Origin of the sequence: Leclercia sp. UBA1284, from assembly GCF_002308415.1 — a bacterium.
In the GTDB taxonomy this organism is placed as follows: Bacteria; Pseudomonadota; Gammaproteobacteria; order Enterobacterales; family Enterobacteriaceae; genus Enterobacter; species Enterobacter pneumoniae.
Genome location: NZ_DBUS01000006.1, coordinates 2,192,621 through 2,218,224, shown reverse-complemented (window position 1 = coordinate 2,218,224; position 25,604 = coordinate 2,192,621). Strand labels below are relative to the sequence as shown.

At 56.1% G+C, this 25,604-nt stretch carries 27 protein-coding genes; 20 read left to right on the top strand and 7 right to left on the bottom strand.

Translation table 11 applies throughout. The annotated features are described in order from the left end of the window. Positions 1-8: 8 nt before the first annotated feature. Positions 9-2,009, bottom strand: a complete 2,001-nt coding sequence (mnmC, locus tag B3511_RS13855) for a bifunctional tRNA (5-methylaminomethyl-2-thiouridine)(34)-methyltransferase MnmD/FAD-dependent 5-carboxymethylaminomethyl-2-thiouridine(34) oxidoreductase MnmC (protein WP_286783258.1) — start codon at positions 2,007-2,009, stop codon at positions 9-11. A gap of 158 nt (positions 2,010-2,167) precedes the next feature. Between mnmC and fabB the strand changes: the two genes are divergently transcribed. Next, the gene (gene fabB, locus B3511_RS13850) at positions 2,168-3,385 is read left to right on the top strand and encodes a beta-ketoacyl-ACP synthase I (RefSeq protein ID WP_286783257.1); all 1,218 of its coding nucleotides are present in this window, start codon (positions 2,168-2,170) and stop codon (positions 3,383-3,385) included. A 206-nt stretch (positions 3,386-3,591) separates the two neighbouring features. After that, the gene (locus B3511_RS13845; RefSeq protein WP_263617382.1) at positions 3,592-4,767 is read left to right on the top strand and encodes an MFS transporter; all 1,176 of its coding nucleotides are present in this window, start codon (positions 3,592-3,594) and stop codon (positions 4,765-4,767) included. A gap of 41 nt (positions 4,768-4,808) precedes the next feature. Here the strand turns inward: B3511_RS13845 and flk are convergent, their stop codons facing one another. Continuing rightward, complete coding sequence (gene flk, locus B3511_RS13840) at positions 4,809-5,813, bottom strand: flagella biosynthesis regulator Flk (protein ID WP_212477659.1); 1,005 nt, start codon at positions 5,811-5,813, stop codon at positions 4,809-4,811. A 114-nt stretch (positions 5,814-5,927) separates the two neighbouring features. On the opposite strand from flk, the gene pdxB reads away from it, so the two are divergent. From pdxB to hisP, 15 genes are all read left to right on the top strand, one after another. After that, complete coding sequence (pdxB, locus tag B3511_RS13835; protein ID WP_286783256.1) at positions 5,928-7,064, top strand: 4-phosphoerythronate dehydrogenase PdxB; 1,137 nt, start codon at positions 5,928-5,930, stop codon at positions 7,062-7,064. A 63-nt stretch (positions 7,065-7,127) separates the two neighbouring features. Continuing rightward, positions 7,128-8,141: an aspartate-semialdehyde dehydrogenase gene (locus B3511_RS13830; protein WP_286783255.1), complete on the top strand. Its 1,014-nt coding sequence runs from the start codon at positions 7,128-7,130 to the stop codon at positions 8,139-8,141. Further along, a complete protein-coding gene (gene truA / locus B3511_RS13825) occupies positions 8,141-8,953 on the top strand; it encodes a tRNA pseudouridine(38-40) synthase TruA (protein WP_046884671.1) in 813 nt (270 codons plus the stop codon). The genes B3511_RS13830 and truA overlap by 1 nt, the downstream gene beginning before the upstream one ends. A 28-nt stretch (positions 8,954-8,981) precedes the next feature. Then, positions 8,982-9,641, top strand: a complete 660-nt coding sequence (locus B3511_RS13820) for a DedA family protein (RefSeq protein ID WP_040074636.1) — start codon at positions 8,982-8,984, stop codon at positions 9,639-9,641. A 154-nt stretch (positions 9,642-9,795) separates the two neighbouring features. Beyond that, positions 9,796-10,701 carry an acetyl-CoA carboxylase, carboxyltransferase subunit beta gene (accD, locus tag B3511_RS13815; protein ID WP_040074637.1) on the top strand — a complete coding sequence of 302 codons (906 nt, stop codon included), beginning with the start codon at positions 9,796-9,798 and terminating at the stop codon, positions 10,699-10,701. 69 nt (positions 10,702-10,770) lie between these two features. After that, positions 10,771-12,039 (top strand): bifunctional tetrahydrofolate synthase/dihydrofolate synthase, encoded by a 1,269-nt coding sequence (gene folC / locus B3511_RS13810; protein ID WP_286783254.1) that lies wholly within the window; start codon positions 10,771-10,773, stop codon positions 12,037-12,039. Further along, on the top strand, positions 12,029-12,736 hold the full coding sequence (gene dedD / locus B3511_RS13805; protein WP_286783253.1) for a cell division protein DedD: 708 nt from the start codon (positions 12,029-12,031) through the stop codon (positions 12,734-12,736). Before folC ends, dedD begins: the two co-directional genes overlap by 11 nt. A 198-nt stretch (positions 12,737-12,934) precedes the next feature. Continuing rightward, on the top strand, positions 12,935-13,423 hold the full coding sequence (cvpA, locus tag B3511_RS13800; protein WP_040074640.1) for a colicin V production protein: 489 nt from the start codon (positions 12,935-12,937) through the stop codon (positions 13,421-13,423). Positions 13,424-13,459: 36 nt separating this feature from the next. After that, a complete protein-coding gene (gene purF, locus B3511_RS13795; RefSeq protein ID WP_040074641.1) occupies positions 13,460-14,977 on the top strand; it encodes an amidophosphoribosyltransferase in 1,518 nt (505 codons plus the stop codon). 89 nt (positions 14,978-15,066) lie between these two features. Continuing rightward, positions 15,067-15,636 carry a UbiX family flavin prenyltransferase gene (locus B3511_RS13790; RefSeq protein ID WP_040074642.1) on the top strand — a complete coding sequence of 190 codons (570 nt, stop codon included), beginning with the start codon at positions 15,067-15,069 and terminating at the stop codon, positions 15,634-15,636. Positions 15,637-15,923: 287 nt separating this feature from the next. Next, positions 15,924-16,706 carry a lysine/arginine/ornithine ABC transporter substrate-binding protein ArgT gene (gene argT / locus B3511_RS13785; RefSeq protein ID WP_286783252.1) on the top strand — a complete coding sequence of 261 codons (783 nt, stop codon included), beginning with the start codon at positions 15,924-15,926 and terminating at the stop codon, positions 16,704-16,706. A gap of 240 nt (positions 16,707-16,946) precedes the next feature. Further along, on the top strand, positions 16,947-17,729 hold the full coding sequence (hisJ, locus tag B3511_RS13780) for a histidine ABC transporter substrate-binding protein HisJ (RefSeq protein WP_207292154.1): 783 nt from the start codon (positions 16,947-16,949) through the stop codon (positions 17,727-17,729). An 82-nt stretch (positions 17,730-17,811) separates the two neighbouring features. After that, positions 17,812-18,498 (top strand): histidine ABC transporter permease HisQ, encoded by a 687-nt coding sequence (locus B3511_RS13775; RefSeq protein WP_040074645.1) that lies wholly within the window; start codon positions 17,812-17,814, stop codon positions 18,496-18,498. Then, complete coding sequence (gene hisM, locus B3511_RS13770; protein WP_040074646.1) at positions 18,495-19,211, top strand: histidine ABC transporter permease HisM; 717 nt, start codon at positions 18,495-18,497, stop codon at positions 19,209-19,211. The genes B3511_RS13775 and hisM overlap by 4 nt, the downstream gene beginning before the upstream one ends. A 7-nt stretch (positions 19,212-19,218) precedes the next feature. Continuing rightward, positions 19,219-19,992, top strand: a complete 774-nt coding sequence (gene hisP, locus B3511_RS13765) for a histidine ABC transporter ATP-binding protein HisP (RefSeq protein WP_040074647.1) — start codon at positions 19,219-19,221, stop codon at positions 19,990-19,992. 22 nt (positions 19,993-20,014) lie between these two features. Here the strand turns inward: hisP and B3511_RS13760 are convergent, their stop codons facing one another. From B3511_RS13760 to yfcG, 4 genes are all read right to left on the bottom strand, one after another. Beyond that, a complete protein-coding gene (locus B3511_RS13760; protein WP_046884675.1) occupies positions 20,015-20,539 on the bottom strand; it encodes a GNAT family N-acetyltransferase in 525 nt (174 codons plus the stop codon). 56 nt (positions 20,540-20,595) lie between these two features. After that, positions 20,596-21,489, bottom strand: a complete 894-nt coding sequence (locus B3511_RS13755; RefSeq protein ID WP_233801581.1) for a TIGR01777 family oxidoreductase — start codon at positions 21,487-21,489, stop codon at positions 20,596-20,598. 19 nt (positions 21,490-21,508) lie between these two features. Further along, entirely contained in the window at positions 21,509-21,871 is a 363-nt protein-coding gene (gene folX / locus B3511_RS13750; protein ID WP_040074650.1) for a dihydroneopterin triphosphate 2'-epimerase, read from the bottom strand. 69 nt (positions 21,872-21,940) lie between these two features. Further along, on the bottom strand, positions 21,941-22,561 hold the full coding sequence (yfcG, locus tag B3511_RS13745; protein WP_046884677.1) for a GSH-dependent disulfide bond oxidoreductase: 621 nt from the start codon (positions 22,559-22,561) through the stop codon (positions 21,941-21,943). Positions 22,562-22,697: 136 nt separating this feature from the next. Here yfcG and yfcF point away from each other — a divergent pair, with 136 nt between their 5' ends. From yfcF to yfcD, 3 genes are read left to right on the top strand one after another with little or no spacing between them, the layout of a single operon-like run. Next, a complete protein-coding gene (gene yfcF / locus B3511_RS13740; protein ID WP_286783251.1) occupies positions 22,698-23,342 on the top strand; it encodes a glutathione transferase in 645 nt (214 codons plus the stop codon). Positions 23,343-23,395: 53 nt separating this feature from the next. After that, positions 23,396-23,947 (top strand): phosphodiesterase, encoded by a 552-nt coding sequence (gene yfcE / locus B3511_RS13735; RefSeq protein WP_286783250.1) that lies wholly within the window; start codon positions 23,396-23,398, stop codon positions 23,945-23,947. 56 nt (positions 23,948-24,003) lie between these two features. After that, a complete protein-coding gene (yfcD, locus tag B3511_RS13730) occupies positions 24,004-24,558 on the top strand; it encodes an NUDIX hydrolase YfcD (protein WP_040074653.1) in 555 nt (184 codons plus the stop codon). 3 nt (positions 24,559-24,561) lie between these two features. On the opposite strand, the gene B3511_RS13725 is transcribed toward yfcD, so the two are convergent. After that, positions 24,562-25,581: a LacI family DNA-binding transcriptional regulator gene (locus B3511_RS13725; protein ID WP_040074654.1), complete on the bottom strand. Its 1,020-nt coding sequence runs from the start codon at positions 25,579-25,581 to the stop codon at positions 24,562-24,564. Positions 25,582-25,604: the final 23 nt, after the last annotated feature.

The window sequence follows — 25,604 nt, the reverse complement described above, 5'->3', positions numbered from 1 at the left end:
AGGTACCCCTATTTTACCTGCTTTCCTTTCAGCAATTTTCTCACCCATAGCCGGTTCGGATTCAATCCCGCCAGGGTCGTCGCATCCAGCGGAATAGGCTCATTACTCATTTGCGATGCCAGCACCTCTGCCGCCAGCGGCGCGGAGCAGAGGCCACGCGAACCCAGCGCACCCAGCAGATAGAGATCGGGCCACATCGGCGCAGAGTCGGCGTTCTCTTTATTGCCAGCCAGATCGGCATAGCGCGCCAGCGTGGCGTCGTAATCTGCCGCGTTACCGATCATCGGCAGATGATCGCGCGAGGCGCAGCGCACCCCGTTACGGGCCTGCTTGCCGCTGACATCCACCTCTTTAGCCCACTCAGCATCGGGGAAGCAGTCCAGCAAGCGCTGACGATTATGCTGCTGATCTTCTTCGCGATAGCGAGCCTCGGTCTCGCCGCGATGATAACTGGCGCCAATACAGTGCTGGCCGTTGGAGGGATTCTGTGGCGTGAGGTAGCCGTCATAACAGAGTACCTGGCGCAGCTGGCTGAGCCGAGGCGCCGCCGGGATATGGCTGACCTGGCCACTCACCGGATAAACCGGTAGGGCCTCTGTCTGACTGAACCCACTGATATTTTCCCCGTTGGCCAGCACTACCGCGTGATGCTGCTCGCGCTGGCCGTCGCTAAAGGTAATCGTCCACTGTGCCTCTTCACGCGTTAAAGATGCTGCGGTGCGGGCGTAGTGCACCTGTAAACCGCGCTGGCAGGCGAGGGCGATAGCGCCTGCGGTGAGTTCTGCCGGGCAGAGCCAGCCGCCGAGCGGGTACTGAATGCCACCGCAGCCGGTTTCCACCCCGGTTGTTTCCTGCACCTGCGCCGCGTTCACCGCTGCGGCGAGGGGAGCCGGCAGCCCCAGTGAAAGCATCTGGTCGATTTTTTGCTGACTTTTTTCATCCCAGCCGAGCTGGGTTACGCCGCACCAGTCATGATCAAAGCTAACCGGCAGGGCATCGTAGAAACGACGGGCGAAAGTAAAGGCCGCGGGGAAAAAGCGGCTCAGGGCCGGATCGTGAGCGCTGAGTAGCGGGTAAAGCGCCCCCTGGCGATTGCCGGACGCTCCCGCGGCCGGGCCGTCGTCGGCGCAGTACAAGGTGACCTGCCAGCCGCGCTGAATCAGGGCCAGCGCGAGAAGGGCACTGGCGACGCCGCCGCCGATAATGGCCGTTTCCCGTTTCTCACTGCCGCTGCGGGCAAACCAGGGGGCGCGAGCCGGGGAGGCGTTGTCCTGCTCCATCACCCCCACCAGCATTTCCCGTTTGCGGCCAAAACCTTTTACCTTCTGCACGCTGAAACCGGCCTCTTTTAACCCGCGACGGACAAAACCGGCGCAGGTAAAGGTCGCAAATGTCCCGCCCGGGCGCACCAGGCGCGCCATTGCAGAAAACAGATTGTCATTCCACATCTCCGGATTTTTCGCCGGGGCAAAGCCATCTAAAAACCAGGCATCGACCTTCTGATTAAGCGAGTCATCCAGGGTTTCGGTTAGCGCGTTAATGTCCCCAAGCCACAGATCGAGCGTGACGCGCCCCTCGTCCATGATCAGGCGATGGCACCCCGCCAGCGGCAGGGGCCACTGCTTTTGCAGCTGCTCTGCAAAGGGGGCGAGTTCTGGCCAGTGCTGATGCGAAAGGATCAAGTCGTCCTGGGTCAGCGGAAATTTTTCAAAACTGATGAAATGTAATCTTTGCAGGGTAGCGTCGGGGTGTGCGGTGCGGAAATGCGCAAACGCCTGCCAGAGGGTAAGAAAGTTTAAACCCGTACCAAAACCGCTCTCAGCCACCACAAACTGGCTGCGCGGGTGGTCAGGGAAGCGCGAAAGAATGTGGTTTCCGTTGAGGAAAACATAACGAGTTTCCTCCAGTCCGTTATCATTAGAGAAGTAGACGTCATCAAAATCTCGGGAAACAGGTGTACCCTCAGCGTTGAATTCGAGGTTGGCGGGTTGTATAGCGTTATGTTTCACGTAAGTTACTCGTCTGACAGGCAGTGGCACGATCTTAGCGATGTGTGCCTGAGGGTGCAAATTTCCGCAGAAATTGGCTGATCGGACTTGTTCGGCGTACAAGTGTACGCTATTGTGCGACTCGAAACTTACTTTAGTGCGACTTACAGAGGTATTGAATGAAACGTGCAGTGATTACTGGCCTGGGCATCGTTTCCAGCATCGGTAATAACCAGCAGGAAGTCCTGGCATCTCTGCGTGAAGGACGCTCCGGGATCACTTTCTCTGAAGAGTTTAAAGATTCAGGTATGCGTAGCCACGTATGGGGTAACGTCAAACTGGACACCACCGGTTTGATCGACCGCAAAGTGGTTCGTTTCATGAACGATGCCTCTATTTATGCTTATCTCTCCATGCAGGAAGCGATTGCTGATGCTGGCCTGAGCGAAGACGTTTATCAGAACAACCCACGTGTGGGTCTGATCGCCGGTTCCGGTGGTTCGTCTAAGGCGCAGGTATTTGGTGCTGACGCAATGCGTAGCCCGCGTGGTCTGAAAGCGGTTGGCCCGTATGTCGTCACCAAAGCAATGGGTTCTGCGGTCTCCGCGTGCCTGGCAACCCCTTTCAAAATCCATGGCGTTAACTACTCCATCAGCTCTGCCTGTGCGACCTCCGCGCACTGCATCGGTAACGCGGTTGAGCAGATCCAGTTAGGTAAACAGGACATCGTGTTTGCTGGCGGCGGCGAAGAGCTGGGCTGGGAAATGGCCTGTGAGTTCGACGCAATGGGCGCGCTCTCTACCAAATACAATGAAATGCCTGACCAGGCTTCCCGTACTTATGATGCAAACCGTGACGGTTTCGTTATCGCAGGCGGCGGCGGCATGGTTGTGGTTGAAGAGCTGGAACACGCCCTGGCGCGTGGTGCTCACATCTACGCTGAAATCGTTGGCTACGGTGCAACTTCCGATGGTGCAGATATGGTTGCTCCGTCTGGCGAAGGCGCAGTGCGCTGCATGAAGATGGCGATGCACGGCATTGACACCCCAATCGATTACCTGAACTCCCACGGCACCTCCACGCCGGTAGGCGATGTGAAAGAACTGGGTGCGATTCGTGAAGTCTTCGGCGACAACAGCCCGGCTATCTCTGCAACCAAAGCGATGACCGGCCACTCTCTGGGTGCTGCTGGCGTGCAGGAAGCTATCTACTCTCTGCTGATGCTGGAACACGGCTTTATTGCCCCAAGCATCAACATCGAGGAGATGGACGAGCAGGCTGCGGGTCTGAACATCGTAACTGCGCCAACCGAGCGTGAACTGAATACTGTTATGTCTAACAGCTTCGGTTTTGGTGGTACCAATGCCACGCTGGTGATGCGTAAGCTGAACGCGTAAGTTCAGGCAGTTTGCAAAAAGGGAGCCTCAGGGCTCCCTTTTTTACGTTGACAAGATGCTGATCCGACAGGCAAACTTCCCGGCTCAACATTATCATCACGGTAATGCGTAAGCGTTTAACGTCAACCAACGCACCTTAATCCTGATCGTCAGGTAGAGGGGGCGTGGCATTTCTCCCCGCCTTACTCTTCATTTCGGAGTAAAGCATGACAGCAGTAACCCAACAAGAAACCTCTTCAGCGAATGTCTCGCTGTTTCGCATCGCCTTCGCGGTGTTTCTCACCTACATGACCGTCGGCCTGCCGCTGCCAGTGATCCCCCTGTTTGTTCACCAGGAGCTGGGCTACGGCAATACTTTGGTCGGCATTGCCGTGGGTGTTCAGTTTTTAGCTACCGTACTAACCCGTGGCTACGCCGGGCGACTGGCGGATCAGCATGGCGCCAAACGTTCGGCGTTACAGGGGATGTTTGCCTGTGGACTGGCCGGCGGTGCCTGGCTGCTGGCGGCGCTACTGCCGGTAGATGCAGTGGTGAAATTCGCGCTGCTCATTGTAGGTCGCCTTATTCTGGGCTTTGGTGAAAGCCAGCTTCTGACCGGGACCCTCACCTGGGGAATGGGGCTGGTTGGCCCTGCGCGCTCCGGGAAAGTGATGTCCTGGAACGGTATGGCTATCTACGGTGCTCTGGCGGCGGGTGCGCCGCTGGGCCTGCTGATTCACAGCCATTTTGGTTTTGCTGCGCTGGCTGGCACCACCATGCTACTGCCATTGCTGGCCTGGGCCTTTAATGGCCCGGTACGAAAGGTGCCTGCCCATAAAGGCGAGCGACCATCGCTATGGAGCGTAGTCGGGCAGATCTGGCAGCCGGGCTTGGGGCTGGCGTTGCAGGGAGTGGGATTCGCCGTTATTGGGACCTTCGTGTCGCTCTACTTTATGAGCCGCGGCTGGGCAATGGCGGGCTTTACCCTGACGGCGTTTGGCGGCGCTTTTGTACTGATGCGCGTGCTTTTTGGCTGGATGCCGGATCGCTTTGGCGGGGTAAAGGTTGCCGTCGCGTCGCTGGCGATCGAGACGGTAGGTCTGCTGATGTTGTGGCAAGCGCCAGTGGCTTCGGTTGCACTCCTCGGGGCGGCGCTAACCGGCTGCGGTTGTTCGCTCATCTTCCCGGCGCTGGGCGTAGAAGTGGTGAAGCGTGTGGCGCCGCAGGTGCGCGGCACGGCACTGGGTGGTTATGCGGCGTTTCAGGATATCTCGTACGGCGTAACCGGCCCGCTGGCAGGGCTACTGGCAACCTCGATGGGTTATCCGTCGGTATTTCTGGCAGGGGCCGTTTCAGCCGTCGTGGGGATTGTCGTTACGCTGCTGGCATTTCGTAAAGGGTAGCTCGCTGCCGGGGGATCTCCTCATCCTTGAGGAGAAGCCTGTCAGACCACCAGCCAGAACAGCGCCAGCGCGACCATCAGCGCCACAAACATCAATCCCGGACGTGCAGTCAGCGTTCGGAATGTCTCTACAACCGGGGCAAACAGCGGGCTGTAAATAGGCTGAATATTGCGAGCCTCTGGCACGCCGCTCTCACGTTCGGCACGGCGAACGAAGATCTGGTTCAGGATATCCTGCACCTGAGCGGTCGTCAGCACCGTTTGCGGCGTCGCCTGCCAGTTCTGCTGGGCATAGTCGCGTATCGTCTCGAACTCCTGTGGCTCCAGTGGCTGTTTCAGCGCGGCCTGCACCGTGTGCAGCGTTGGCGCACTCTGGGCATTCAGCGTCTGGCGCGCCTGCAGCCAGGTAACCAGATGGGTGAACTGTTTCGCCGGGATGAGCTCTCCCGCCTTCACCCCTGAAAGCTCCAGCATCGACTGCCAGATAAGCTTCGTTGGCTCGCCGGTAGCGGCAGCCAGCCGGGTGACCATCTGTTTAAGGGTGTTGTGCTCGGCAGGCTGAAGCGGACGTTCCGTCGCGGGCCGCTGTTGCGGCTGAGGGATGGTCAGCTCTTTGTTCTGTAAAAGCGTCAGCACCGTCTTTAGCTGCTCCGGCGTCAACTGGCTTAGCGCCGTGTGTCCGAACTCATGGCGAATAAAATCACTCACCGCCTGGCGGTTATTCCCCTGGCTTAACAACTCCGTCAGTTGTGACACCATCTGACGCGTAGTGTGATTCTGCTGCGCAGCGTTAAGGCGCTGGTTGAGATTCTGTTCGGCCGCAGGGAAGTGGCGCGATTGCAACGGAGTATCGTTCTTTAGCCCCAGATCATGCTTAACCCCGGCCCAGACCTCCGCGTTTTGTTGCGACGTTAGCGCAATAAGACGCGTAATAAGGCGCTCCAGCACGGTGCGCTGCTGCGTGGAGAGAGGCTGTTCGCCAACGTTCGAAGGGGCTACGGGACCTTCACCCGGAGGGCGCGGCGGCGTGCCTGAAATGGGCTGCATCGTCTATCAATCCTTAAAGTCATTACTCACCGTAAACCGGGTTTACGTGTATGCCTGGCGGCGAGATTATGGCACACTTGGCAGGTTTTCTTCCTCTCAAACAGGTACTCAGCCGTGAAAATCCTCGTTGATGAAAATATGCCTTACGCGCGTGAGCTTTTCAGCCGTCTGGGCGATGTAAAAGCGGTTGCTGGTCGCCCCATCCCCGTCGCGGAACTGGACGACGCGGATGCCCTGATGGTGCGCTCGGTAACGAAGGTGAATGAGGCGTTACTGGCCGGTAAGCCGGTGAAATTTGTCGGCACCGCAACAGCAGGCACCGATCATGTGGATGATACATGGCTGAAACAGGCCGGTATTGGCTTTTCTGCCGCCCCCGGCTGTAATGCCATCGCAGTGGTGGAGTATGTCTTTTCCGCTCTCTTAATGCTGGCCGAACGCGACGGCTTTGCCCTGCGCGATCGCACCGTGGGCATTATCGGGGTGGGGAATGTGGGCGGTCGCCTGCAAAAACGCCTTGAGGCGCTAAGCATACGTACGCTGCTTTGCGATCCGCCGCGTGCCGATCGGGGTGACGAAGGCGAGTTCCATTCGCTGGAGCAGCTGGTGGCAGAGTGTGACGTTTTGACTTTCCATACCCCGCTCTTCAAAGATGGTCCTTATAAATCGCTGCACCTCGTCGACGACGCACTCCTCCGCGCCCTTAAGCCTGGCACTATTCTGATTAACGCCTGTCGCGGGCCTGTCGTGGATAACGCCGCGCTCCTGAACCGTCTCGACGCCGGACAGGATCTGAGCGTGGTGCTGGACGTGTGGGAGCCGGAGCCGGATCTCAACGTCGAATTACTGGCGAAGGTGGATATTGGCACCGCGCACATTGCAGGCTACACCCTTGAGGGGAAAGCGCGCGGCACCACCCAGGTCTTTGAGGCCTATAGCGCCTTCATTGGCCAGGCGCAGCAGGTAGCGCTCGACACGCTGCTGCCGACGCCTGAGTTCGGTCGCCTGACCCTGCATGGCCCATTCGATGAGTCGACGCTAAAAAGGCTGGTCCATTTAGTGTATGATGTGCGCCGCGATGACGCGCTGCTGCGTAAAGTGGCGGGTATTCCGGGTGAATTTGACAAGCTGCGAAAGCATTACCATGAACGTCGCGAATGGTCTTCCCTGTATATCATGTGTGATGACGCCAATGCCGCGTCCATGCTGCATAAGCTGGGTTTCAACGCCGTTCATCATCCGGTACGTTAATATCTTCTTTATGCTCCCTGTCGGCGATCCCGGCAGGGACGCTTTTTTCTGGAGTAAACCACCATGTCTGAAGGCTGGAACATTGCCATACTGGGCGCCACGGGTGCCGTGGGCGAAGCCCTGCTTGAAACGCTTGCCGAGCGTCAGTTCTCAGTGGGTGAGATCTTTGCCCTGGCGCGTACCGAGAGCGCGGGGGAGTATCTGCGCTTTGCCGGTAAATCGGTGATGGTACAGGATGCCGCACAGTTCGACTGGACCCAGGCCCAACTGGCCTTCTTCGCCGCGGGCGTTGAAGCCAGCGCAGCCTATGCCGAAGAGGCGACCAATGCGGGCTGTCTGGTCATTGACCTGAGCGGTCTGTTTGCCCTTGAACCCGATGTCCCGCTGGTCGTGCCGGATGTTAACCCCTTTGTGCTGGCCGACTATCGCAATCGCAACATCATTGCCGTGCCGAACAGCCTCACCAGCCAGCTGCTTACCGCGCTGAAACCGCTGATCGACGATGGCGGCTTATCGCGCATCACCGTTACCAGCCTGCTCTCCGCCTCCGCGCGGGGTAAAAAAGCGGTGGATGCCCTGGCAGGGCAGAGCGCGAAGCTACTGAATGGTATTCCTGTCGACGAAGACGATTTCTTCGGACGTCAGCTGGCTTTCAATATGTTGCCACTCCTGCCGGATCGGGAAGGTAGCGTGGCTGATGAGCGCCGTATTGTCGATGAAACCCGCAAAATTATGCAGGACGAAGGGCTGATGATCTCCGCCAGCTGCGTGCAGTCGCCGGTCTTCTACGGCCACGCTCAGATGGTGAATTTCGAAGCGCTGCGCCCGCTGGCGGCAGAAGAGGCCCGCGATGCCTTTGCGCGCGGCGAGGATATTGTCCTGAGCGAAGAGAGTGAGTTCCCGACGCAGGTCGGCGACGCGACGGGCAACGGGCAGCTTTCCGTAGGCTGTGTGCGTAACGATTACGGCATGCCGGAACAGGTACAGTTCTGGTCGGTTGCCGATAACGTCCGTTTCGGCGGCGCGCTGATGGCGGTGAAGATCGCCGAAAAACTGGTGCAGGAGTATCTGTACTGATGTCAGAAGTGGAACACAAGCCAGTACATAAGATTGCCCTCGGCATTGAGTACGATGGCAGTAAATATTATGGCTGGCAGCGCCAGAATGAGGTGCGCAGCGTCCAGGAAAAGCTGGAAAAAGCGCTCTCTCAGGTGGCGAATGAACCCATCAGCGTCTTCTGTGCCGGTCGTACCGATGCGGGGGTGCATGGCACGGGCCAGGTAGTGCATTTCACCACTACTGCTGTGCGTAAAGACGCGGCATGGACGCTGGGTGTAAATGCGAATTTACCTGGTGACATCGCGGTGCGTTGGGTCAAAGATGTGCCGGATGATTTTCATGCGCGCTTTAGCGCCACCGCGCGCCGTTATCGCTACATCATCTACAATCAGCGTCTTCGCCCCGCGGTCTTAGGCCAGGGGGTGACCCATTACTATGAGCCGCTGGATGCCGATCGTATGCATCGCGCGGCCCAGAGTCTGCTGGGTGAAAATGATTTTACCTCGTTCCGTGCGGTGCAGTGCCAGTCGCGCACACCGTGGCGTAACGTGATGCACATTAACGTCAGTCGTTATGGCGCGTATGTGGTGGTGGACATCAAAGCCAATGCCTTTGTACATCATATGGTGCGGAATATTACAGGCAGCCTGATGGAAGTGGGTGCCGGACACCAGCCGGAGAGCTGGATTGCAGAGCTGTTAGCGGCAAAGGACAGAACGCTGGCGGCAGCAACGGCGAAAGCGGAAGGGCTGTATCTGGTCTCTGTGGATTATCCGGACCATTTTGACCTACCGAAGCCGCCAATGGGACCGCTGTTTTTAGCGGACTAAGCGCATGTGCAATTAAGGCTAAGACAATATGGATTTAATTCGCTTTCTGATTGATTTCATTCTGCATATTGATGTTCACCTGGCTGAACTGGTGGCGCAATACGGCGTCTGGGTGTATGCCATTCTGTTTGTGATCCTGTTTTGTGAAACCGGGCTGGTGGTGACGCCGTTTTTACCGGGCGATTCGCTGCTGTTTGTCGCGGGCGCGCTGGCGTCGCTTGAGACCAACGATCTGAACGTTCACCTGATGGTGGTGCTAATGCTGATTGCCGCTATCGTCGGCGATGCGGTGAACTACACTATAGGGCGGTTGTTCGGCGAGCGGTTATTCAGTAACCCGAACTCGAAAATTTTCCGTCGCAGCTATCTGGATAAAACCCACGCGTTTTACGAGAAGCACGGCGGAAAAACCATTATCCTCGCGCGATTCGTGCCTATCGTCAGGACGTTTGCGCCCTTTGTTGCGGGGATGGGGCATATGTCCTACCGTCATTTTGCCCTCTATAACGTGACGGGGGCCCTGTTGTGGGTGCTCAGCTTTACTTACGCGGGTTATTTCTTTGGCACCATTCCGATGATTCAGGAAAACCTTAAACTCCTGATCGTTGGGATAATTGTGGTGTCCATCCTGCCGGGCGTGATTGAGATTATTCGTCACCGACGCGCGGCGGCAAAGCAAGCGAAGTAAAGGCGCATTAGCGGTTCGACCACTTTTTTGTCCAAAGTTTCGGGCTGTTATGTTTTAATGTGCAACATTCATGGTCTGTTGGGGGCAAAAATGGCATTATGCGCCCCTTACAGCAAAACTGGCATAGAACCAGGTTCAGGCAGAAAGGTTATCAATGAGCTGGATTGAACGAATTAAAAGCAACATAACCCCCACCCGCAAGGCGAGTATTCCTGAAGGGGTGTGGACCAAGTGTGACAGCTGCGGTCAGGTCCTGTACCGCGCCGAGCTCGAGCGTAATCTTGAGGTCTGTCCGAAGTGCGACCACCACATGCGTATGTCGGCGCGTAACCGCCTGCATAGCTTGCTGGATGAGGGATCTCTGGTAGAACTGGGTAGCGAACTTGAGCCGAAAGACGTGCTGAAGTTCCGTGACTCCAAGAAATACAAAGATCGTCTGGCCTCTGCACAGAAAGAGACCGGCGAGAAAGACGCCCTGGTTGTGATGAAAGGCACGCTGCACGAGATGCCGGTTGTCGCGGCGGCGTTTGAGTTCGCCTTTATGGGCGGCTCGATGGGTTCTGTCGTGGGCGCGCGCTTCGTGCGTGCCGTTGAGCAGGCGCTGGAAGACAACTGCCCGCTGATCTGCTTCTCCGCCTCCGGCGGGGCGCGTATGCAGGAAGCGCTGATGTCACTGATGCAGATGGCGAAAACCTCTGCGGCACTGGCTAAAATGCAGGAGCGTGGACTGCCGTACATCTCCGTCCTGACTGACCCGACCATGGGCGGCGTATCAGCGAGCTTTGCCATGCTGGGCGACCTGAACGTGGCTGAACCTAAAGCGCTGATCGGATTTGCCGGTCCGCGTGTTATCGAACAAACGGTACGTGAAAAACTGCCGCCGGGCTTCCAGCGCAGTGAATTCCTCATCGAGAAAGGCGCTATCGACATGATCGTCCGCCGCCCGGAAATGCGCCTGAAACTGGCAAGCATCCTGGCGAAGCTGATGAATCTGCCATCGCCGTCTCCGGATGAGCCGCGCGAAGGCGTGGTCGTACCGCATCAGGAACCCGAGGCCTGATAACTGCAAAGGGCAGGGCCAGACGGCGCTGCCCTTTTGCTTTCTCACCGTAACTGAAAAGTGCGCATCATGGAAAAGAACCCAATCCCTCAAGCCACGTCGCCTCTGGCCGCGTGGCTTTCTTATCTGGAAAACCTGCACAGTAAAACCATCGACATGGGCCTTGCCCGTGTGAGTCAGGTGGCGGCGCGCCTTGATGTTCTGAAACCGGCCCCTTTTGTCTTTACCGTCGCAGGTACTAACGGTAAGGGCACGACCTGCCGTACGCTGGAAGCGGTGCTGATGGCCGCCGGCTACAAAGTGGGGGTGTACAGCTCCCCGCACCTGGTACGTTACACAGAGCGCGTGCGCGTACAGAATCAGGAGCTCACCGAAGCAGCCCACACCGCTTCATTTGCCGAGATCGAGGCTGCGCGCGGTGATATCTCATTAACCTACTTCGAGTACGGAACGCTCTCGGCCCTGTGGCTGTTTAAGCAGGCGCAGCTTGACGTCGTCATTCTGGAAGTGGGTCTCGGCGGCCGTCTGGATGCCACCAATATGGTGGATGCGGATGTGGCCGTGGTGACCAGCATCGCGCTGGACCATGTCGACTGGCTTGGTCCGGATCGCGAAAGCATTGGCCGCGAAAAAGCGGGAATCTTCCGCCCCGGCAAACCTGCCGTAGTGGGGGAGCCCGATATGCCGCATACCATCGCCGATGTGGCTCAGGAGAAGGGCGCCACGCTGCTGCGCCGTGACGTTGACTGGCATTATGCCGTGAGCGAACACGACTGGCGCTTTAGCGACGCGAAGGGCGTGCTCGAAAACTTGCCGCTACCGCAGGTGCCGCAGCCGAACGCCGCCACCGCGCTTGCTGCCCTGCGAGCCAGTGGGTTGGCCGTTAGCGAGCAGGCGATTCGGGAGGGCGTTCAGCATGCCATACTGCCGGGACGTTTTCAGATTGTCAGTGACGCACCGCGCGTGATACTTGACGTCGCCCATAACCCCCACGCTGCGGCGTACCTTGCAGGACGTCTCAAAAGCTTGCCAAAAACCGGGCGTGTCCTGGCGGTTATCGGTATGCTTCATGATAAAGACATTGCGGGGACGCTGGCCTGCATGGAGAGTGCGGTCGATAGCTGGTATTGTGCTCCTCTGGAAGGTCCACGCGGCGCGTCTGCCGAACAGCTGACGGAACACCTCGGCGAAGGCAAACGCTTTGAGAGCGTGGAGCAGGCATGGCATGCAGCCATGGCCGATGCCAGACCAGAAGATACCGTGCTGGTGTGTGGGTCGTTCCACACGGTGGCACATGTCATGGAAGTGATGGACGCGGGGAGAACCGGTGGCAAGTAAGTTTCAGAACCGTTTAGCAGGAACCATTGTGCTGGTAGCGCTGGGGGTGATTATCCTCCCGGGGCTGCTCGACGGGCAGAAAAAACATTATCAGGATGAGTTCGCGGCGATCCCGCTGGTACCAAAACCTGGCGACCGTGATGAGCCGGATATGCTGCCTGCCGCGACGCAGGCCCTGCCTGCTCAGCCGCCTGAAGGCGCCGCTGAAGAGGTGCAGGCAGGCGATGCCGCTGCGCCGTCAATAGATCCTGCGCGCATGGCCGCCAGTAATAATGGCGAACTGGATCCCGTGCCGGTACAGGCTGAACAGCCTGCGCCAAAGTCGGTACAAAAACCGAAGCCTGCCGAGAAACCGCAGCCGAAGCCGCAGCGTGATAATACTCGCGACCAACTGGCCGCAGCCACGGAAACGCCTCCAGCGAAACCGGCAGCGGAAGAGAAGCCCGCACCGACTGGCAAAGCATATGTGGTGCAACTCGGCGCGCTGAAAAATGCGGATAAGGTTAACGAGATCGTTGCCAAACTCCGTGGCGCGGGGTATCGCGCTTACACTTCACCTGGTACACCGGTACAAGGTAAAATCACCCGTATTCTCGTCGGGCCTGATGCCTCAAAAGAGAAGCTAAAAGGCTCGCTGGGAGAACTCAATCAGCTCTCAGGGTTGAGGGGTGTGGTGATGAATTATAGCGCGAACTGACGCGCGCTATAGGCCCGTTTCTTAACCGATAAGGGCCGGGGCATCCGTCCGCAGAGACGTAACCCGCCACAGGCGTTGACTATTTTTTCAACGCCTTTTTTATTTACGCATGGGAAGGAAATCCCTACGCAAACGTTTTCTTTTTCTGTTAGAATTCGCCCCGAACTGGATGACAGGGCGTTAAATCGTGGGACACATATGGTCTGGATTGATTACGCCATCATTGCGGTGATTGGTTTTTCCTGTCTGGTTAGCCTGATCCGTGGCTTTGTTCGTGAAGCGTTATCGCTGGTAACCTGGGGCTGTGCCTTCTTCGTTGCCAGTCATTACTACACTTACCTGTCTGTCTGGTTCACGGGCTTTGAAGATGAACTGGTCCGAAACGGAATCGCCATCGCGGTACTGTTTATCGCGACGTTGATTGTCGGCGCTATCGTCAATTATGTGATAGGTCAGCTGGTCGAGAAAACCGGTCTGTCAGGTACGGACAGGGTGCTCGGCATCTGTTTTGGGGCGTTGCGAGGCGCGCTGATTGTGGCGGCGATACTGTTCTTCCTTGATACCTTTACCGGGTTCTCAAAAAGTGAAGACTGGCAGAAATCGCAGCTGATTCCACAATTCAGTTTCATCATCAGATGGTTCTTTGACTATCTGCAAAGCTCGTCGAGTTTCTTGCCCAGAACCTGATCGGTTCTGAGATGTGGCTTAACGAGGAAAAGACGAATGTGCGGTATTGTCGGTATCGCCGGTTTCATGCCGGTAAACCAGTCGATTTATGACGCGTTAACGGTGCTTCAGCACCGTGGGCAGGATGCTGCGGGTATCATCACCATTGATGCAAACAACTGCTTCCGTTTACGTAAGGCGAATGGCCTGGTAAGCGATGTGTTTGAAGCCCGCCATATGCAGCGTCTGCAAGGTAATATGGGTATTGGTCACGTTCGTTATCCTACCGCTGGTAGTTCCAGCGCCTCTGAAGCACAGCCTTTCTATGTAAACTCCCCGTATGGCATCACGCTTGCTCACAACGGCAACCTGACCAACGCGCACGAGTTACGCCAGAAGCTGTTTGAAGAGAAGCGTCGCCACATTAACACCACTTCTGATTCTGAAATTCTGCTGAATATTTTTGCCAGTGAACTGGACAACTTCCGTCACTATCCGCTTGAAGCAGATAACATTTTTGCTGCCGTGGCTGCCACTAACCGTCTGATCCGTGGTGCTTATGCCTGCGTAGCGATGATTATCGGCCACGGTATGGTTGCCTTCCGCGACCCGAACGGTATCCGCCCGCTGGTGCTGGGTAAACGTGACATGGGCGACGGCCGTACCGAATACATGGTGGCCTCTGAGAGCGTGGCGCTGGATACCCTGGGCTTTGAATTCCTGCGCGATGTCGCGCCAGGCGAAGCGATTTATATCACCGAGAAAGGGCAGCTGTTCACCCGCATGTGTGCGGATAATCCGGTCAGCAATCCGTGTCTGTTCGAGTATGTTTACTTCGCGCGTCCAGACTCCTTCATCGATAAAATCTCCGTCTACAGCGCCCGTGTGAATATGGGAACCAAGCTCGGCGAGAAGATTGCGCGTGAGTGGGAAGACCTGGATATCGATGTGGTGATCCCCATCCCGGAGACTTCCTGCGATATCGCACTGGAGATGGCACGTATTCTGGGCAAACCCTATCGTCAGGGTTTTGTGAAAAACCGCTACGTGGGTCGTACCTTTATCATGCCGGGCCAGCACCTGCGCCGTAAATCCGTGCGCCGTAAGCTCAACGCCAACCGCGCTGAGTTCCGCGATAAAAACGTGCTGCTGGTTGATGACTCTATTGTACGCGGCACGACCTCTGAGCAGATTATCGAAATGGCCCGTGAAGCCGGAGCGAAGAAGGTCTATCTGGCCTCTGCTGCGCCGGAAATCCGCTTCCCGAACGTCTACGGTATCGACATGCCAACAGCGAACGAGTTGATTGCCCATGGTCGTGAAGTGGACGAGATTCGCCAGATCATCGGCGCGGACGGCCTGATTTTCCAGGATCTCAACGATCTCATCGAGGCGGTGCGTGCGGAAAATCCGGATATTCAGCAGTTTGAATGCTCAGTATTTAACGGTATTTACGTCACAAAAGATGTCGATCAGCAGTATCTCGACTATCTCGATTCCCTGCGAAATGACGACGCAAAAGCGGTTCAGATGCAGAACGATCTTGAAAGCTTAGAGATGCATAACGAAGGCTAATCGCCGAAGTAAGCGAGGGCAGTGGCCCTCGCTTGCAACTCCTCGCAAAATCCTGCACAGTCAGCCCTGAACTGGAAAGGGCGAAAATCATGAAACGACTGATAGTAGGGATCTCAGGTGCCAGCGGTGCCATATACGGTGTGCGTTTACTGCAGGTGCTGCGTAACGTGCCGGACGTGGAAACCCATCTGGTAATGAGCCAGGCGGCGCGCCAAACCCTCTCCCTTGAAACAGACCTCTCTCTGCGCGACGTTCAGTCTTTGGCCGACGTCATTCATGACGCCCGTGATATCGCCGCTACCATCTCTTCCGGCTCGTTTAAAACATCGGGAATGGTCATACTGCCCTGTTCGATTAAGACCCTGTCTGGCATCGTGAACAGCTACACCGACACTCTGGTGACCCGTGCGGCCGATGTAGTGCTAAAAGAACGTCGTCCGTTGGTGTTGTGCGTACGTGAAACGCCGCTACATCTGGGGCATCTGCGTCTGATGACTCAGGCGGCAGAACTGGGCGCAGTAATTATGCCGCCGGTGCCGGCGTTCTACCATCGCCCACAAAGTCTGGATGACGTGATCAATCAAACGGTTAATCGCGTGATCGATCAGTTCGACATTGAACTGCCTGCCGATCTTTTTACCCGCTGGCAGGGTAGCTAAAAATGTGCACTGGCTGAGTGCGATAAAACACCGCGTTGCCCTGTTTCAGGGCAATTATGCAACAGCGATCATATCCTCAACATTTAATTCCTTTTTTGCCCTCTCCTCGCTGCGGTTCGTTTGGCAGACCTGCTATCTTTCACCATTAAGGCATTCTTGCAACCTTTCATTAACATATTAAACGTTGAATTTTTATACCGACGTCAAAATGGCATAAGACCTGCAAGACAATGCCTGCAACACACAACACAACAGATAATAAAATCACGATACTTGAGGGTAAATGTATGAAGAAGACGGTTATGGCTCTGTCTTTGCTGGTGGGATTAAGCGCGGCCGCAGGGAGCTACGCAGCGCTTCCGCAAACCGTACGTATCGGTACCGATGCGACCTATGCGCCATTCTCATCTAAAGATGCGAAAGGGGAGTTCGTCGGGTTTGATATCGATCTGGGGAATGAGATGTGCAAACGCATGTCTGTGAAATGTACCTGGGTAGGCAGCGATTTCGATGCGCTGATCCCGTCCCTCAAAGCCAAGAAAATTGACGCGATTATCTCGTCGCTCTCCATTACTGAGAAGCGCCAGCAGGAGATCGCGTTTTCTGAAAAACTCTACGCAGCAGATTCGCGTCTGATTGCCGCAAAAGGCTCACCCGTACAGCCGACCATCGACTCGCTGAAAGGCAAGCATGTGGGCGTGCTGCAGGGCTCGACGCAGGAAGGTTACGCTAATGCCAACTGGCGTGAGAAGGGGGTCGATGTGGTGGCCTACCAGAACCAGGATCTGATTTACTCTGACCTGTCGGCGGGCCGTCTTGATGCGGCATTCCAGGATGAAGTTGCGGCCAGCGAAGGCTTCCTCAAACAGCCAGCGGGCAAAGAGTTTGCTTTTGCAGGCCCATCGGTTAAAGACAAAAAATACTTTGGTGACGGTACCGGTATTGGCCTGCGTAAGGACGATACTGAACTGAAAGCGGCCTTCGATAAAGCCTTCGACGACCTACGCAAAGATGGGACTTACGACAAACTGGCGAAAAAATACTTCGACTTCAATGTCTACGGTGATTAATCGGCTTTAAGCGAATGCACCATAATGGTGGGTCATTATGGTGCATGGCGGGTGAGCGTGAACCAGAAGAGTGCATGTTCCGTGCCCGGCTGGTTATAAAGTGAATAATTAAGCAGTAATGATGCACTTTTTGGCGCAAGGCGAGCATATTCTTTTGCCTTGTCGCGTGGATTAATGGCACATTACTTACACCCCGTCGACGTAGAAAACCCGTAAGAAGACAGTTTGTTGAGGATAGATATGAAAAAATTGGTATTGTCACTTTCTCTGGTTCTGGCCTTTTCCAGCGCCACCGCGGCATTTGCAGCAATTCCGCAAAAAATTCGTATCGGTACTGACCCAACTTATGCCCCGTTCGAATCGAAGAATGCGAAGGGTGAACTGGTCGGTTTTGACATCGATCTGGCGAATGAGCTGTGCAAACGGATCAAAGCACAATGTTCATATGTTGAAAACCCGCTGGACGCGCTGATTCCGTCGCTGAAAGCGAAAAAAATCGACGTCATCATGTCGTCACTCTCCATCACCGAAAAACGTCAGCAAGAGATTGCCTTTACCGACAAACTCTATGCAGCCGACTCCCGTCTGGTGGTGGCCAAATCCTCCGATATCCAGCCGACCGTTGAGTCATTGAAAGGTAAACGTGTAGGTGTGCTGCAGGGGACCACTCAGGAGACCTACGGTAACGAACACTGGGCGCCAAAAGGGATTGAAATCGTCTCGTATCAGGGCCAGGAGAACATCTACGCCGACCTGACTGCGGGCCGTATCGATGCCGCCTTCCAGGATGAAGTTGCGGCCAGCGAAGGTTTCCTGAAGCAGCCGGTCGGAAAAGAGTATAAGTTCGGCGGCCCGTCTATTAAGGACGAGAAGCTCTTCGGCGTCGGCACCGGTATGGGGCTGCGCAAAGAAGATAACGAGCTGCGTGAAGCGCTGAACAAAGCCTTTGCAGAGATGCGTGCCGACGGCACCTATGAAAAACTCGCCAAAAAGTACTTTGATTTCGACGTATACGGCGGTTAAGCCCCGCTAAATAACGTGCGCCCCCTCCCGCTTCGGGAGGGGAAAAGACACGGTTGACCACACTCACGACAGGGCAGGCTGTATGCTGTACGGATTTTCTGGCGTTATTCTACAAGGCGCGCTGGTCACCCTGGAACTGGCTCTCAGTTCCGTGGTGCTGGCCGTGCTGATAGGCCTGGCGGGCGCGGGGGCAAAACTTTCGGCAAATCGCGCGCTGGCGTTGATTTTCGAAGGCTATACCACACTTATTCGCGGTGTACCTGACCTCGTACTGATGCTGTTGATTTTCTACGGCCTGCAGATTGCGCTAAACGGCGTGACCGATGCCATAGGCATGGGGCAGATCGATATTGATCCTATGGTGGCGGGTATCATCACCCTCGGTTTCATTTACGGTGCTTACTTTACGGAAACGTTCCGCGGCGCCTATCTGGCGGTACCCAAAGGCCATATCGAGGCGGCCACCGCCTTCGGCTTTACCTCCTCTCAGACCTTCCGTCGCATTATGTTTCCGGCCATGATGCGCTTTGCGCTGCCGGGCATCGGCAACAACTGGCAGGTGATCCTCAAAGCCACGGCGCTGGTCTCGTTGCTGGGTCTGGAAGACGTTGTGAAAGCCACTCAGCTGGCGGGCAAAAGCACCTGGGAGCCGTTCTACTTCGCCATTGTTTGTGGCGTTATCTATCTGGTTTTTACCACCGTCTCCAATGGTGTACTGCTGCTGCTCGAACGTCGCTACTCCGTGGGTGTGAAGAGGGCTGACCTGTGATCGAGATTATTCAGGAGTACTGGAAATCGCTGCTCTGGACCGACGGCTATCGCTTTACCGGCGTGGCCATCACCCTGTGGCTGCTGATTTCATCCGTGGTGATGGGCGGTATCCTGGCGGTGTTTCTCGCCATTGGCCGGGTATCAAACAATAAATTCATCCGCTTCCCGATCTGGCTGTTTACCTACATTTTTCGTGGTACGCCGCTGTACGTGCAGCTGCTGGTGTTCTACTCCGGCATGTATACGTTGGAGATTGTAAAAGGCACCGAAATGTTAAACGCCTTTTTCCGTAGCGGCCTGAACTGTACGGTACTGGCGTTGACGCTGAATACCTGTGCCTACACCACCGAGATCTTTGCCGGTGCCATCCGTTCGGTGCCCCATGGTGAAATCGAGGCGGCGCGGGCTTACGGCTTCTCCTCGGTGAAACTTTATCGCTGCATTATTCTGCCGTCGGCCCTGCGTATCGCGCTGCCTGCCTACAGCAACGAAGTGATCCTGATGCTGCATTCCACCGCACTGGCATTTACTGCCACCGTACCGGATCTGCTGAAAATCGCCCGGGATATTAACTCCGCGACCTATCAGCCCTTTACCGCGTTCGGCATCGCGGCCGTGTTGTATCTGATGATTTCGTATGTCCTGATTAGCCTCTTCCGCAAGGCGGAGAAGCGCTGGTTACAGCATATCAAACCTACTTCGACGCACTGAGAATATGATGGCTGAGAACAAATTAAACGTTACCGATTTGCACAAACGCTACGGCGAACATGAAGTGCTGAAAGGGGTATCGCTCCAGGCGAATGCCGGCGATGTAATTAGCATTATCGGCTCATCCGGCTCGGGTAAAAGTACCTTCCTGCGCTGCATCAACTTCCTCGAAAAGCCGAGCGAAGGCTCTATTGTAGTCAGCGGCGAGAACATCAACCTGGTACGTGATAAAGACGGCCAGCTGAAGGTGGCGGATAAGCATCAGCTGCGGATGCTGCGTACGCGCCTGACGATGGTGTTCCAGCACTTTAACCTCTGGAGCCACATGACGGTGCTCGAGAACGTGATGGAAGCGCCGATTCAGGTGCTGGGCTTAAGCAAACAAGACGCGCGCAAGCGTGCGGAAAAATACCTCGCCAAGGTGGGGATCGACGAGCGCCAGCAAATTAAATACCCGGTACATCTGTCAGGGGGCCAACAGCAGCGTGTCTCTATTGCCCGCGCGCTGGCAATGGAACCGGAAGTGCTGCTGTTCGATGAACCCACCTCCGCGCTGGATCCAGAGCTGGTAGGCGAAGTGCTGCGTATTATGCAGCAGCTTGCCGAAGAGGGAAAAACGATGGTGGTGGTGACGCACGAGATGGGCTTTGCGCGTAACGTCTCTAACCACGTTATCTTCCTGCATCAGGGAAAGATCGAAGAGCAGGGGCATCCGGACGAGGTATTAGGTAACCCCCAGAGCGCCCGCTTGCAGCAGTTCCTGAAAGGCTCGTTGAAGTAGCCTTTTGCTTTCTCCTCTCTCTTTACGGGAGAGGGGAATTGGCCGCATCAGGCTCCAGCCGATACACCCAATCGTCATACCGCACGCCATCAATCTCGTAAGCTTTTTCCAGCACCTGGGTACGGACAAACCCGGCTTTCTCAAGCACCCGCACTGAACCGCCGTTATCCGCCAGTACATAAGCGTTGACCGCCTTCACGCCGGCCTGGGTAAACCCATAGTCACACACCGCCTGAAGCGCCTCGCTGGCGTAGCCCTGGCCTTGCGCCTGGGGCACGATGGTATAACCGATATCCGCCTCTTCGGGATGGTGGTCGCTGATTTGCAGGCCGATGTCCCCCAGCGGGGTGGGGTCGTCATGGCGGCGAATCACAAAGAGATGTTTCGATGTCAGGCGCAGCGCAAACAGGCGCTGCGTCTCTTTCTCAGGGGCAATGGCGGCCATGTAGCGCATTATCGCCGGATCTTCACGCAGGGCGCGAAAAAAGGGCCAGTCAGAAGGTTCGAACGGGGAGAGGGAGAGCCGGGGAGTGGTAATGATCGCCATAGTCATGCCCTTGCAGGGAAACAGGCGAATAACAGTACCATAACCGGCCGCTACGCTTAACCTACCACATCTCCCAGCGCATCTTCTAAGTCAAACCAACGGAACGCAAAGCCAGCCGCCTCCAGCCGCTTCGGCAGAGCGCGCTGGCCGCCTAATACCAGCACAGAGGACTCTCCCATCATCAGGCGCACCGCCGTGGCCGGGGCGCGAACCACCGCCGGGCGATGCAGCGCATGACCGAGCGCGTGGGCAAACTGCTCATTACGCACCGGGTAAGGCGAGACCATATTGAACGGGCCGCGCAGATCGTTATCCAGCAGCCACAGAATACCGTTGACCATATCATCGACGTGGATCCACGCCAGATACTGCCGTCCATTGCCAATCGGCCCGCCGAGGCCGAGCTTAAATACCGGCAGCATTTTCGCCAGGATCCCACCCTTCGGTGCCAGGACCACGCCGGTGCGAAGCAGGCAGACGCGCGTGGAATCGCTTTGCGCACCGCAGGCTATCTGTTCCCAGCGGGCGCAAAGTTTGTGGGTAAATTCGTTATGCGGGGGCTCTTCTTCGGTAACGACCACTTCACCCAAATCGCCATAATAGCCCGTCGCCGACCCGGAAATCAGGACCGACGGCGGTGTATTGCTGGCCTTGAACAGGTCAACCAGCCGCTGGGTAATTTGCCAGCGACTGTTACATAAACGCTGTTTCTGCTGTTCAGTCCAGCGTTTGTCGGCGATAGGCTCACCCGCGAGGTTGATGACGGCGTCGAAGCCGTCGAGATTCTGCCGTTCAGCCAGCCCTTTCCAGAGGGTAATATCGCTACCCAGTACCTGCCGTGCTTTTTCCGGGCTGCGCGTCACCACCGTGATCTCATGGCCCAGCTGGCGCAAGCGGGGGATCAGATGACGGCCAATCAGGCCGGTTCCGCCGGTTAACAGAATCTGCATACAACCTCCAGGGTTGCGCTTAGCGTTGCCAGCTTAACGTCATAGAGACGGAGTCGGCGTAGCGCAGCGCATGAAGTTTATCGATTTCGACTTCAGCATAGGTGACCCAGTGATGTTCGCGTGCGAGATCGAGCACATCCTGAGTTAATTTTTCGAGCAATGAGAAGCGGTTATTCTCGACCAGCTGAATGATGCTCTTGGTAATGGTGCGGTAGTTCAGCGCGTCGTTAATATCTTCGCTGGCGCGCGCTTTATCGGCAGGATAGTGAATGGTCACATTGATGACGATATCCTGACGATTAGCGCGCTCTTCCTCTTTAATACCAATATAGGTACGCAGGCGTAAATTTTTGATTCTGATTATTGCGTCGTGTTGGGACATTGCAGGCTTCCTCCGTGTCATTTTCCGCAACATGATACATGAGGATTCATCGGAAAACGCCTGCTTCTATTACGCTTTTAACAGGGCGCGTTGGGTTGCCGGGCGCGTACGTATGCGTTCAAACCAGTTGTTGACCGCAGGCCAGGTCGCCAGGTCTACGCGCTGACGTACGTGCTCGTTCACCCAGGGCCAACAGGCGATATCGGCGATGCTATAGTGATCGCCCGCCAGCCACGGTGTTTTTTCCAGCCGCTTGTTAAGCACGTTATAAAGCCGCTGCGTTTCCACCTGATAACGCTCAATGGCATAGGGGATTGGCTGCGGTGCATGGTAGTTGAAATGGTGGTTTTGTCCCAGCATCGGCCCTAATCCGCTCATCTGCCAGAACAGCCATTGCAAGGTAACATGCCGCTCGCGCAACTCCCCGCTCAATAACGTGCCTGACTTTTCTGCCAGATAGAGCAGGATCGCTCCCGATTCAAACAGGCTTAACGGCTGGCCACCATCCTCGGGATCGTTATCCACGATGGCGGGGATTTTATTGTTGGGTGAGAGGGCCAGAAACTCAGGGCGAAACTGCTCTCCCCGGCTGATATCCACCCGAATCAATTGGTAATCTAGCTGCGCCTCTTCCAGAAAAAGGGTGATCTTATGTCCGTTAGGGGTCGGGGCGTAATAGAGGTCAATCATCTCCACTCCTGTCGCTACATTTTTACGGCACTGGATCGAGTATAGGTGGTGATGCTACATCGTGATTTTTCATCAGGTGACAGAGAGGCCGACAGACTATATGTTGGATGAAAACCCTACAGCCAGTGAGCATCCTATGAATCAACCTGCAATAACTTTATGGTCCGATGCGGATTTCTTTTCCCCTTACGTGATGAGCGTTTACGTTGCGCTGGCAGAGAAAGGGCTGCCGTTTACCCTGAAGACCGTGAGTCTCGATAAGGGGGAGCACTTAAATCCCCGGTGGCAGGGCTATGCGTTAACCCGCCGGGTACCCGTGCTGGAGATCGACGGTTTTGAGCTGAGCGAGTCGTCGGCCATCGCTGAATACCTTGAGGAACGATTTGCCCCGCCGGAGTGGGAGCGAATCTATCCTCATGATCTGCAAAAACGCGCCCGGGCGCGGCAAATTCAAGCCTGGTTACGTAGCGATCTCGGTCCAATACGCGAAGAGCGCGCCACCGATGTGGTGTTCGCCGGGGCTAAGAAACCGCCGCTGAGCACCGGGGCGCAAAGCGCGGCGGGTAAACTTATCGATACCGCGAGCACCTTGTTGGCTCAGGGGCATCAGAATTTGTTTGGCGAATGGTGTATTGCGGATACCGATCTGGCGCTGATGCTTAACCGTCTGATACTGAATGGTGATGAGGTGCCGCCGCGTCTGGCTGACTATGCCGCGTTCCAGTGGCAGCGCGCGTCCGTGCAGCGTTATGTGGCCCTTTCCGCGAAGCGTCCGGGCTGATAAGGCTGGCTGAATAAGGTAAGATAGGCCGTGGTTTTTAGAAGGAGTTATCAATGAAGCTGATGTTTGCCTCAGATATCCACGGCTCGCTGCCCGCAACTGAACAGATCCTTGAACGTTTCACACAAAGCGGGGCGAACTGGTTGATTATCCTGGGTGATATGCTTAACCACGGTCCGCGCAACGCGCTGCCGGAAGGCTATGCCCCGGCGCAGGTCGCCGAACGTCTGAACGCGTTTGCCTCGCGCATTATTGCCGTACGCGGCAATTGCGACAGCGAAGTCGATCAGATGTTGCTCCAGTTCCCCATCACCGCCCCGTGGCAGCAAATTTTGCTGGAAAATCGCCGTCTGTTTTTGACCCACGGTCACCTTTTTGGCCCCGATAAACAGCCGCCGCTGAACGCTGGCGATGTGCTGGTTTATGGTCATACTCATATTCCAGTGGCGGAGGCGCGGGAGGATATCATCCATTTCAATCCCGGCTCCGTTAGTATCCCGAAAGGGGGATTCCCGGCGAGCTATGGCTGGCTTGAAGGAGACCATTTGTGCGTTATGGCGCTGAATAATGGTCAGGTTATTGCGCAGACAACGATTAATCCGTAATTTACACCTCAACCGTAAACGCGCCGCGAGAGCGCTATGAAGAGAAGGTTTCCCCGATGGTGGAGCAGAGTCATTTGGCAAGTACAGAGTGGGTTGATATTGTCAGCGAAGACAATGAGGTGATAGCGCAGGCGAGCCGCGAACAGATGCGGGCGCAGCGCTTGCGTCATCGCGCAACCTACATCGTCGTGCATGATGGGATGGGTAAAATTCTGGTCCAGCGCCGTACCGAAACGAAAGATTTTATGCCGGGTATGCTTGATGCGACCGCCGGTGGCGTGGTTCAGGCCGATGAAGTGCTGCTCGACTCCGCACGTCGTGAAGCGGAAGAGGAGTTAGGTATTGCGGGCGTGCCCTTCGCCGAGCATGGCCAGTTCTATTTCGAAGACGACAACTGCCGCGTCTGGGGTGGGCTGTTCAGCTGCGTCTCTCACGGGCCGTTTGCGCTTCAGGAAGAAGAGGTGAGTGAAGTCAGCTGGATGACGCCGGAAGAGATCACCGCGCGTTGCGATGAGTTCACGCCGGATTCATTAAAAGCGCTGGCGCTGTGGATGACCCGCAACGCCAAAAACGAATCCGCTAAACCGGAAAAAGAGGAAGAGGCGGAATAAGCCTCAGCAACTTTCCCGCAAGCACAGGCTGGACGCGATAGGTTTATGGTCGCGCCAGTCTCCGTCATTCAGACGTTCCAGTAACGCTTTCCCGGCTTCAACCCCGATTTTACGATGCGGTACCGCCATGGTGGTCAACGGCGGCACGCACACGCGGCTCACATCGCTATCGCCAAAACCGACAACGGCGAGATCGTCCGGCACTTTAATTCGCCGGCGTTGGCATTCATAAAGCACCCCGCAGGCCAGCTCATCAGAGACGCAGACCAGCGCATCCAGCTCTGGCCAGGCCAGGAGAAACTCCGGCAGCTGTGATGCTCCGGTCGAGAAACTGGGAGGCAGCGCCGCGTTGATAACCCGGTTTGGCGCCAGGTGGTGACGCAGCATCGCTTTGTACCAGCCCTGCAAATGCTGCTGGAAAATCCACTGCTCCTGGTTAGCGCACAGCAGGCCGATGTTCTGATAGCCACGCTGAATCACCATCTCGGTGAGCTCATACATGGCGGCAACGTTATCAATACCGATATTCATATCGATAGGGTCGGCGCGCATCGCCCCCATCTCTACCACCGGAATAGAGCGATGCTGCAGCCAGTGGCGCACCGTTTCGCTGTGCTCCACGCTGAGTAAAATCGCGGCGGCAATGTTCGATGCCAGCAGTGTCTCGAGCAATTTTTCTTCCTGCTCAAGTCGATGCTGTGATTCCGCCAGCATGATCTGATATCCGGCAGGCTGGAGCACTTGCTGTAGGCCGGCAAACATTTCGGAACACCCCGCCTCGGCAAGGTTTGGCACCACCATAGCGATCGTCCACGAAGAGGCCGATGCCAGCGCGCTGGCGGCCAGGTTGGGCATATAGCCCAGCTCATGAACCGCAGCGTCGATCTTTTCACGCAATTTATCAGACACTTGTTCAGGGGTACGCAGCGCCCGCGATACCGTCATGGTACCGACCCCTGCCAGCTGCGCCACGTCTGCAATAGTGACTTTGCCGGTACTTCGCCTTTTTCTGGTCAGAGACATACAGATTCCTGCTGTTTTACAAC

Bases quoted from the DNA above. Each gene is read 5' to 3' on its own strand.
- B3511_RS13790 (WP_040074642.1), top strand. From the start codon at position 15,067: ATGAAACGACTGATAGTAGGGATCTCAGGTGCCAGCGGTGCCATATAC.
- argT (WP_286783252.1), top strand. From the start codon at position 15,924: ATGAAGAAGACGGTTATGGCTCTGTCTTTGCTGGTGGGATTAAGCGCG.
- B3511_RS13755 (WP_233801581.1), bottom strand. From the start codon at position 21,489: ATGCAGATTCTGTTAACCGGCGGAACCGGCCTGATTGGCCGTCATCTG.
- folC (WP_286783254.1), top strand. From the start codon at position 10,771: ATGGAAAAGAACCCAATCCCTCAAGCCACGTCGCCTCTGGCCGCGTGG.
- purF (WP_040074641.1), top strand. From the start codon at position 13,460: ATGTGCGGTATTGTCGGTATCGCCGGTTTCATGCCGGTAAACCAGTCG.
- B3511_RS13820 (WP_040074636.1), top strand. From the start codon at position 8,982: ATGGATTTAATTCGCTTTCTGATTGATTTCATTCTGCATATTGATGTT.
- yfcF (WP_286783251.1), top strand. From the start codon at position 22,698: ATGAATCAACCTGCAATAACTTTATGGTCCGATGCGGATTTCTTTTCC.
- folX (WP_040074650.1), bottom strand. From the start codon at position 21,871: ATGTCCCAACACGACGCAATAATCAGAATCAAAAATTTACGCCTGCGT.
- hisP (WP_040074647.1), top strand. From the start codon at position 19,219: ATGGCTGAGAACAAATTAAACGTTACCGATTTGCACAAACGCTACGGC.
- B3511_RS13725 (WP_040074654.1), bottom strand. From the start codon at position 25,581: ATGTCTCTGACCAGAAAAAGGCGAAGTACCGGCAAAGTCACTATTGCA.
- cvpA (WP_040074640.1), top strand. From the start codon at position 12,935: ATGGTCTGGATTGATTACGCCATCATTGCGGTGATTGGTTTTTCCTGT.
- flk (WP_212477659.1), bottom strand. From the start codon at position 5,813: ATGCAGCCCATTTCAGGCACGCCGCCGCGCCCTCCGGGTGAAGGTCCC.
- B3511_RS13775 (WP_040074645.1), top strand. From the start codon at position 17,812: ATGCTGTACGGATTTTCTGGCGTTATTCTACAAGGCGCGCTGGTCACC.
- yfcG (WP_046884677.1), bottom strand. From the start codon at position 22,561: ATGATTGACCTCTATTACGCCCCGACCCCTAACGGACATAAGATCACC.
- fabB (WP_286783257.1), top strand. From the start codon at position 2,168: ATGAAACGTGCAGTGATTACTGGCCTGGGCATCGTTTCCAGCATCGGT.
- yfcD (WP_040074653.1), top strand. From the start codon at position 24,004: ATGGTGGAGCAGAGTCATTTGGCAAGTACAGAGTGGGTTGATATTGTC.
- B3511_RS13760 (WP_046884675.1), bottom strand. From the start codon at position 20,539: ATGGCGATCATTACCACTCCCCGGCTCTCCCTCTCCCCGTTCGAACCT.
- accD (WP_040074637.1), top strand. From the start codon at position 9,796: ATGAGCTGGATTGAACGAATTAAAAGCAACATAACCCCCACCCGCAAG.
- B3511_RS13845 (WP_263617382.1), top strand. From the start codon at position 3,592: ATGACAGCAGTAACCCAACAAGAAACCTCTTCAGCGAATGTCTCGCTG.
- hisJ (WP_207292154.1), top strand. From the start codon at position 16,947: ATGAAAAAATTGGTATTGTCACTTTCTCTGGTTCTGGCCTTTTCCAGC.
- yfcE (WP_286783250.1), top strand. From the start codon at position 23,396: ATGAAGCTGATGTTTGCCTCAGATATCCACGGCTCGCTGCCCGCAACT.
- B3511_RS13830 (WP_286783255.1), top strand. From the start codon at position 7,128: ATGTCTGAAGGCTGGAACATTGCCATACTGGGCGCCACGGGTGCCGTG.
- truA (WP_046884671.1), top strand. From the start codon at position 8,141: ATGTCAGAAGTGGAACACAAGCCAGTACATAAGATTGCCCTCGGCATT.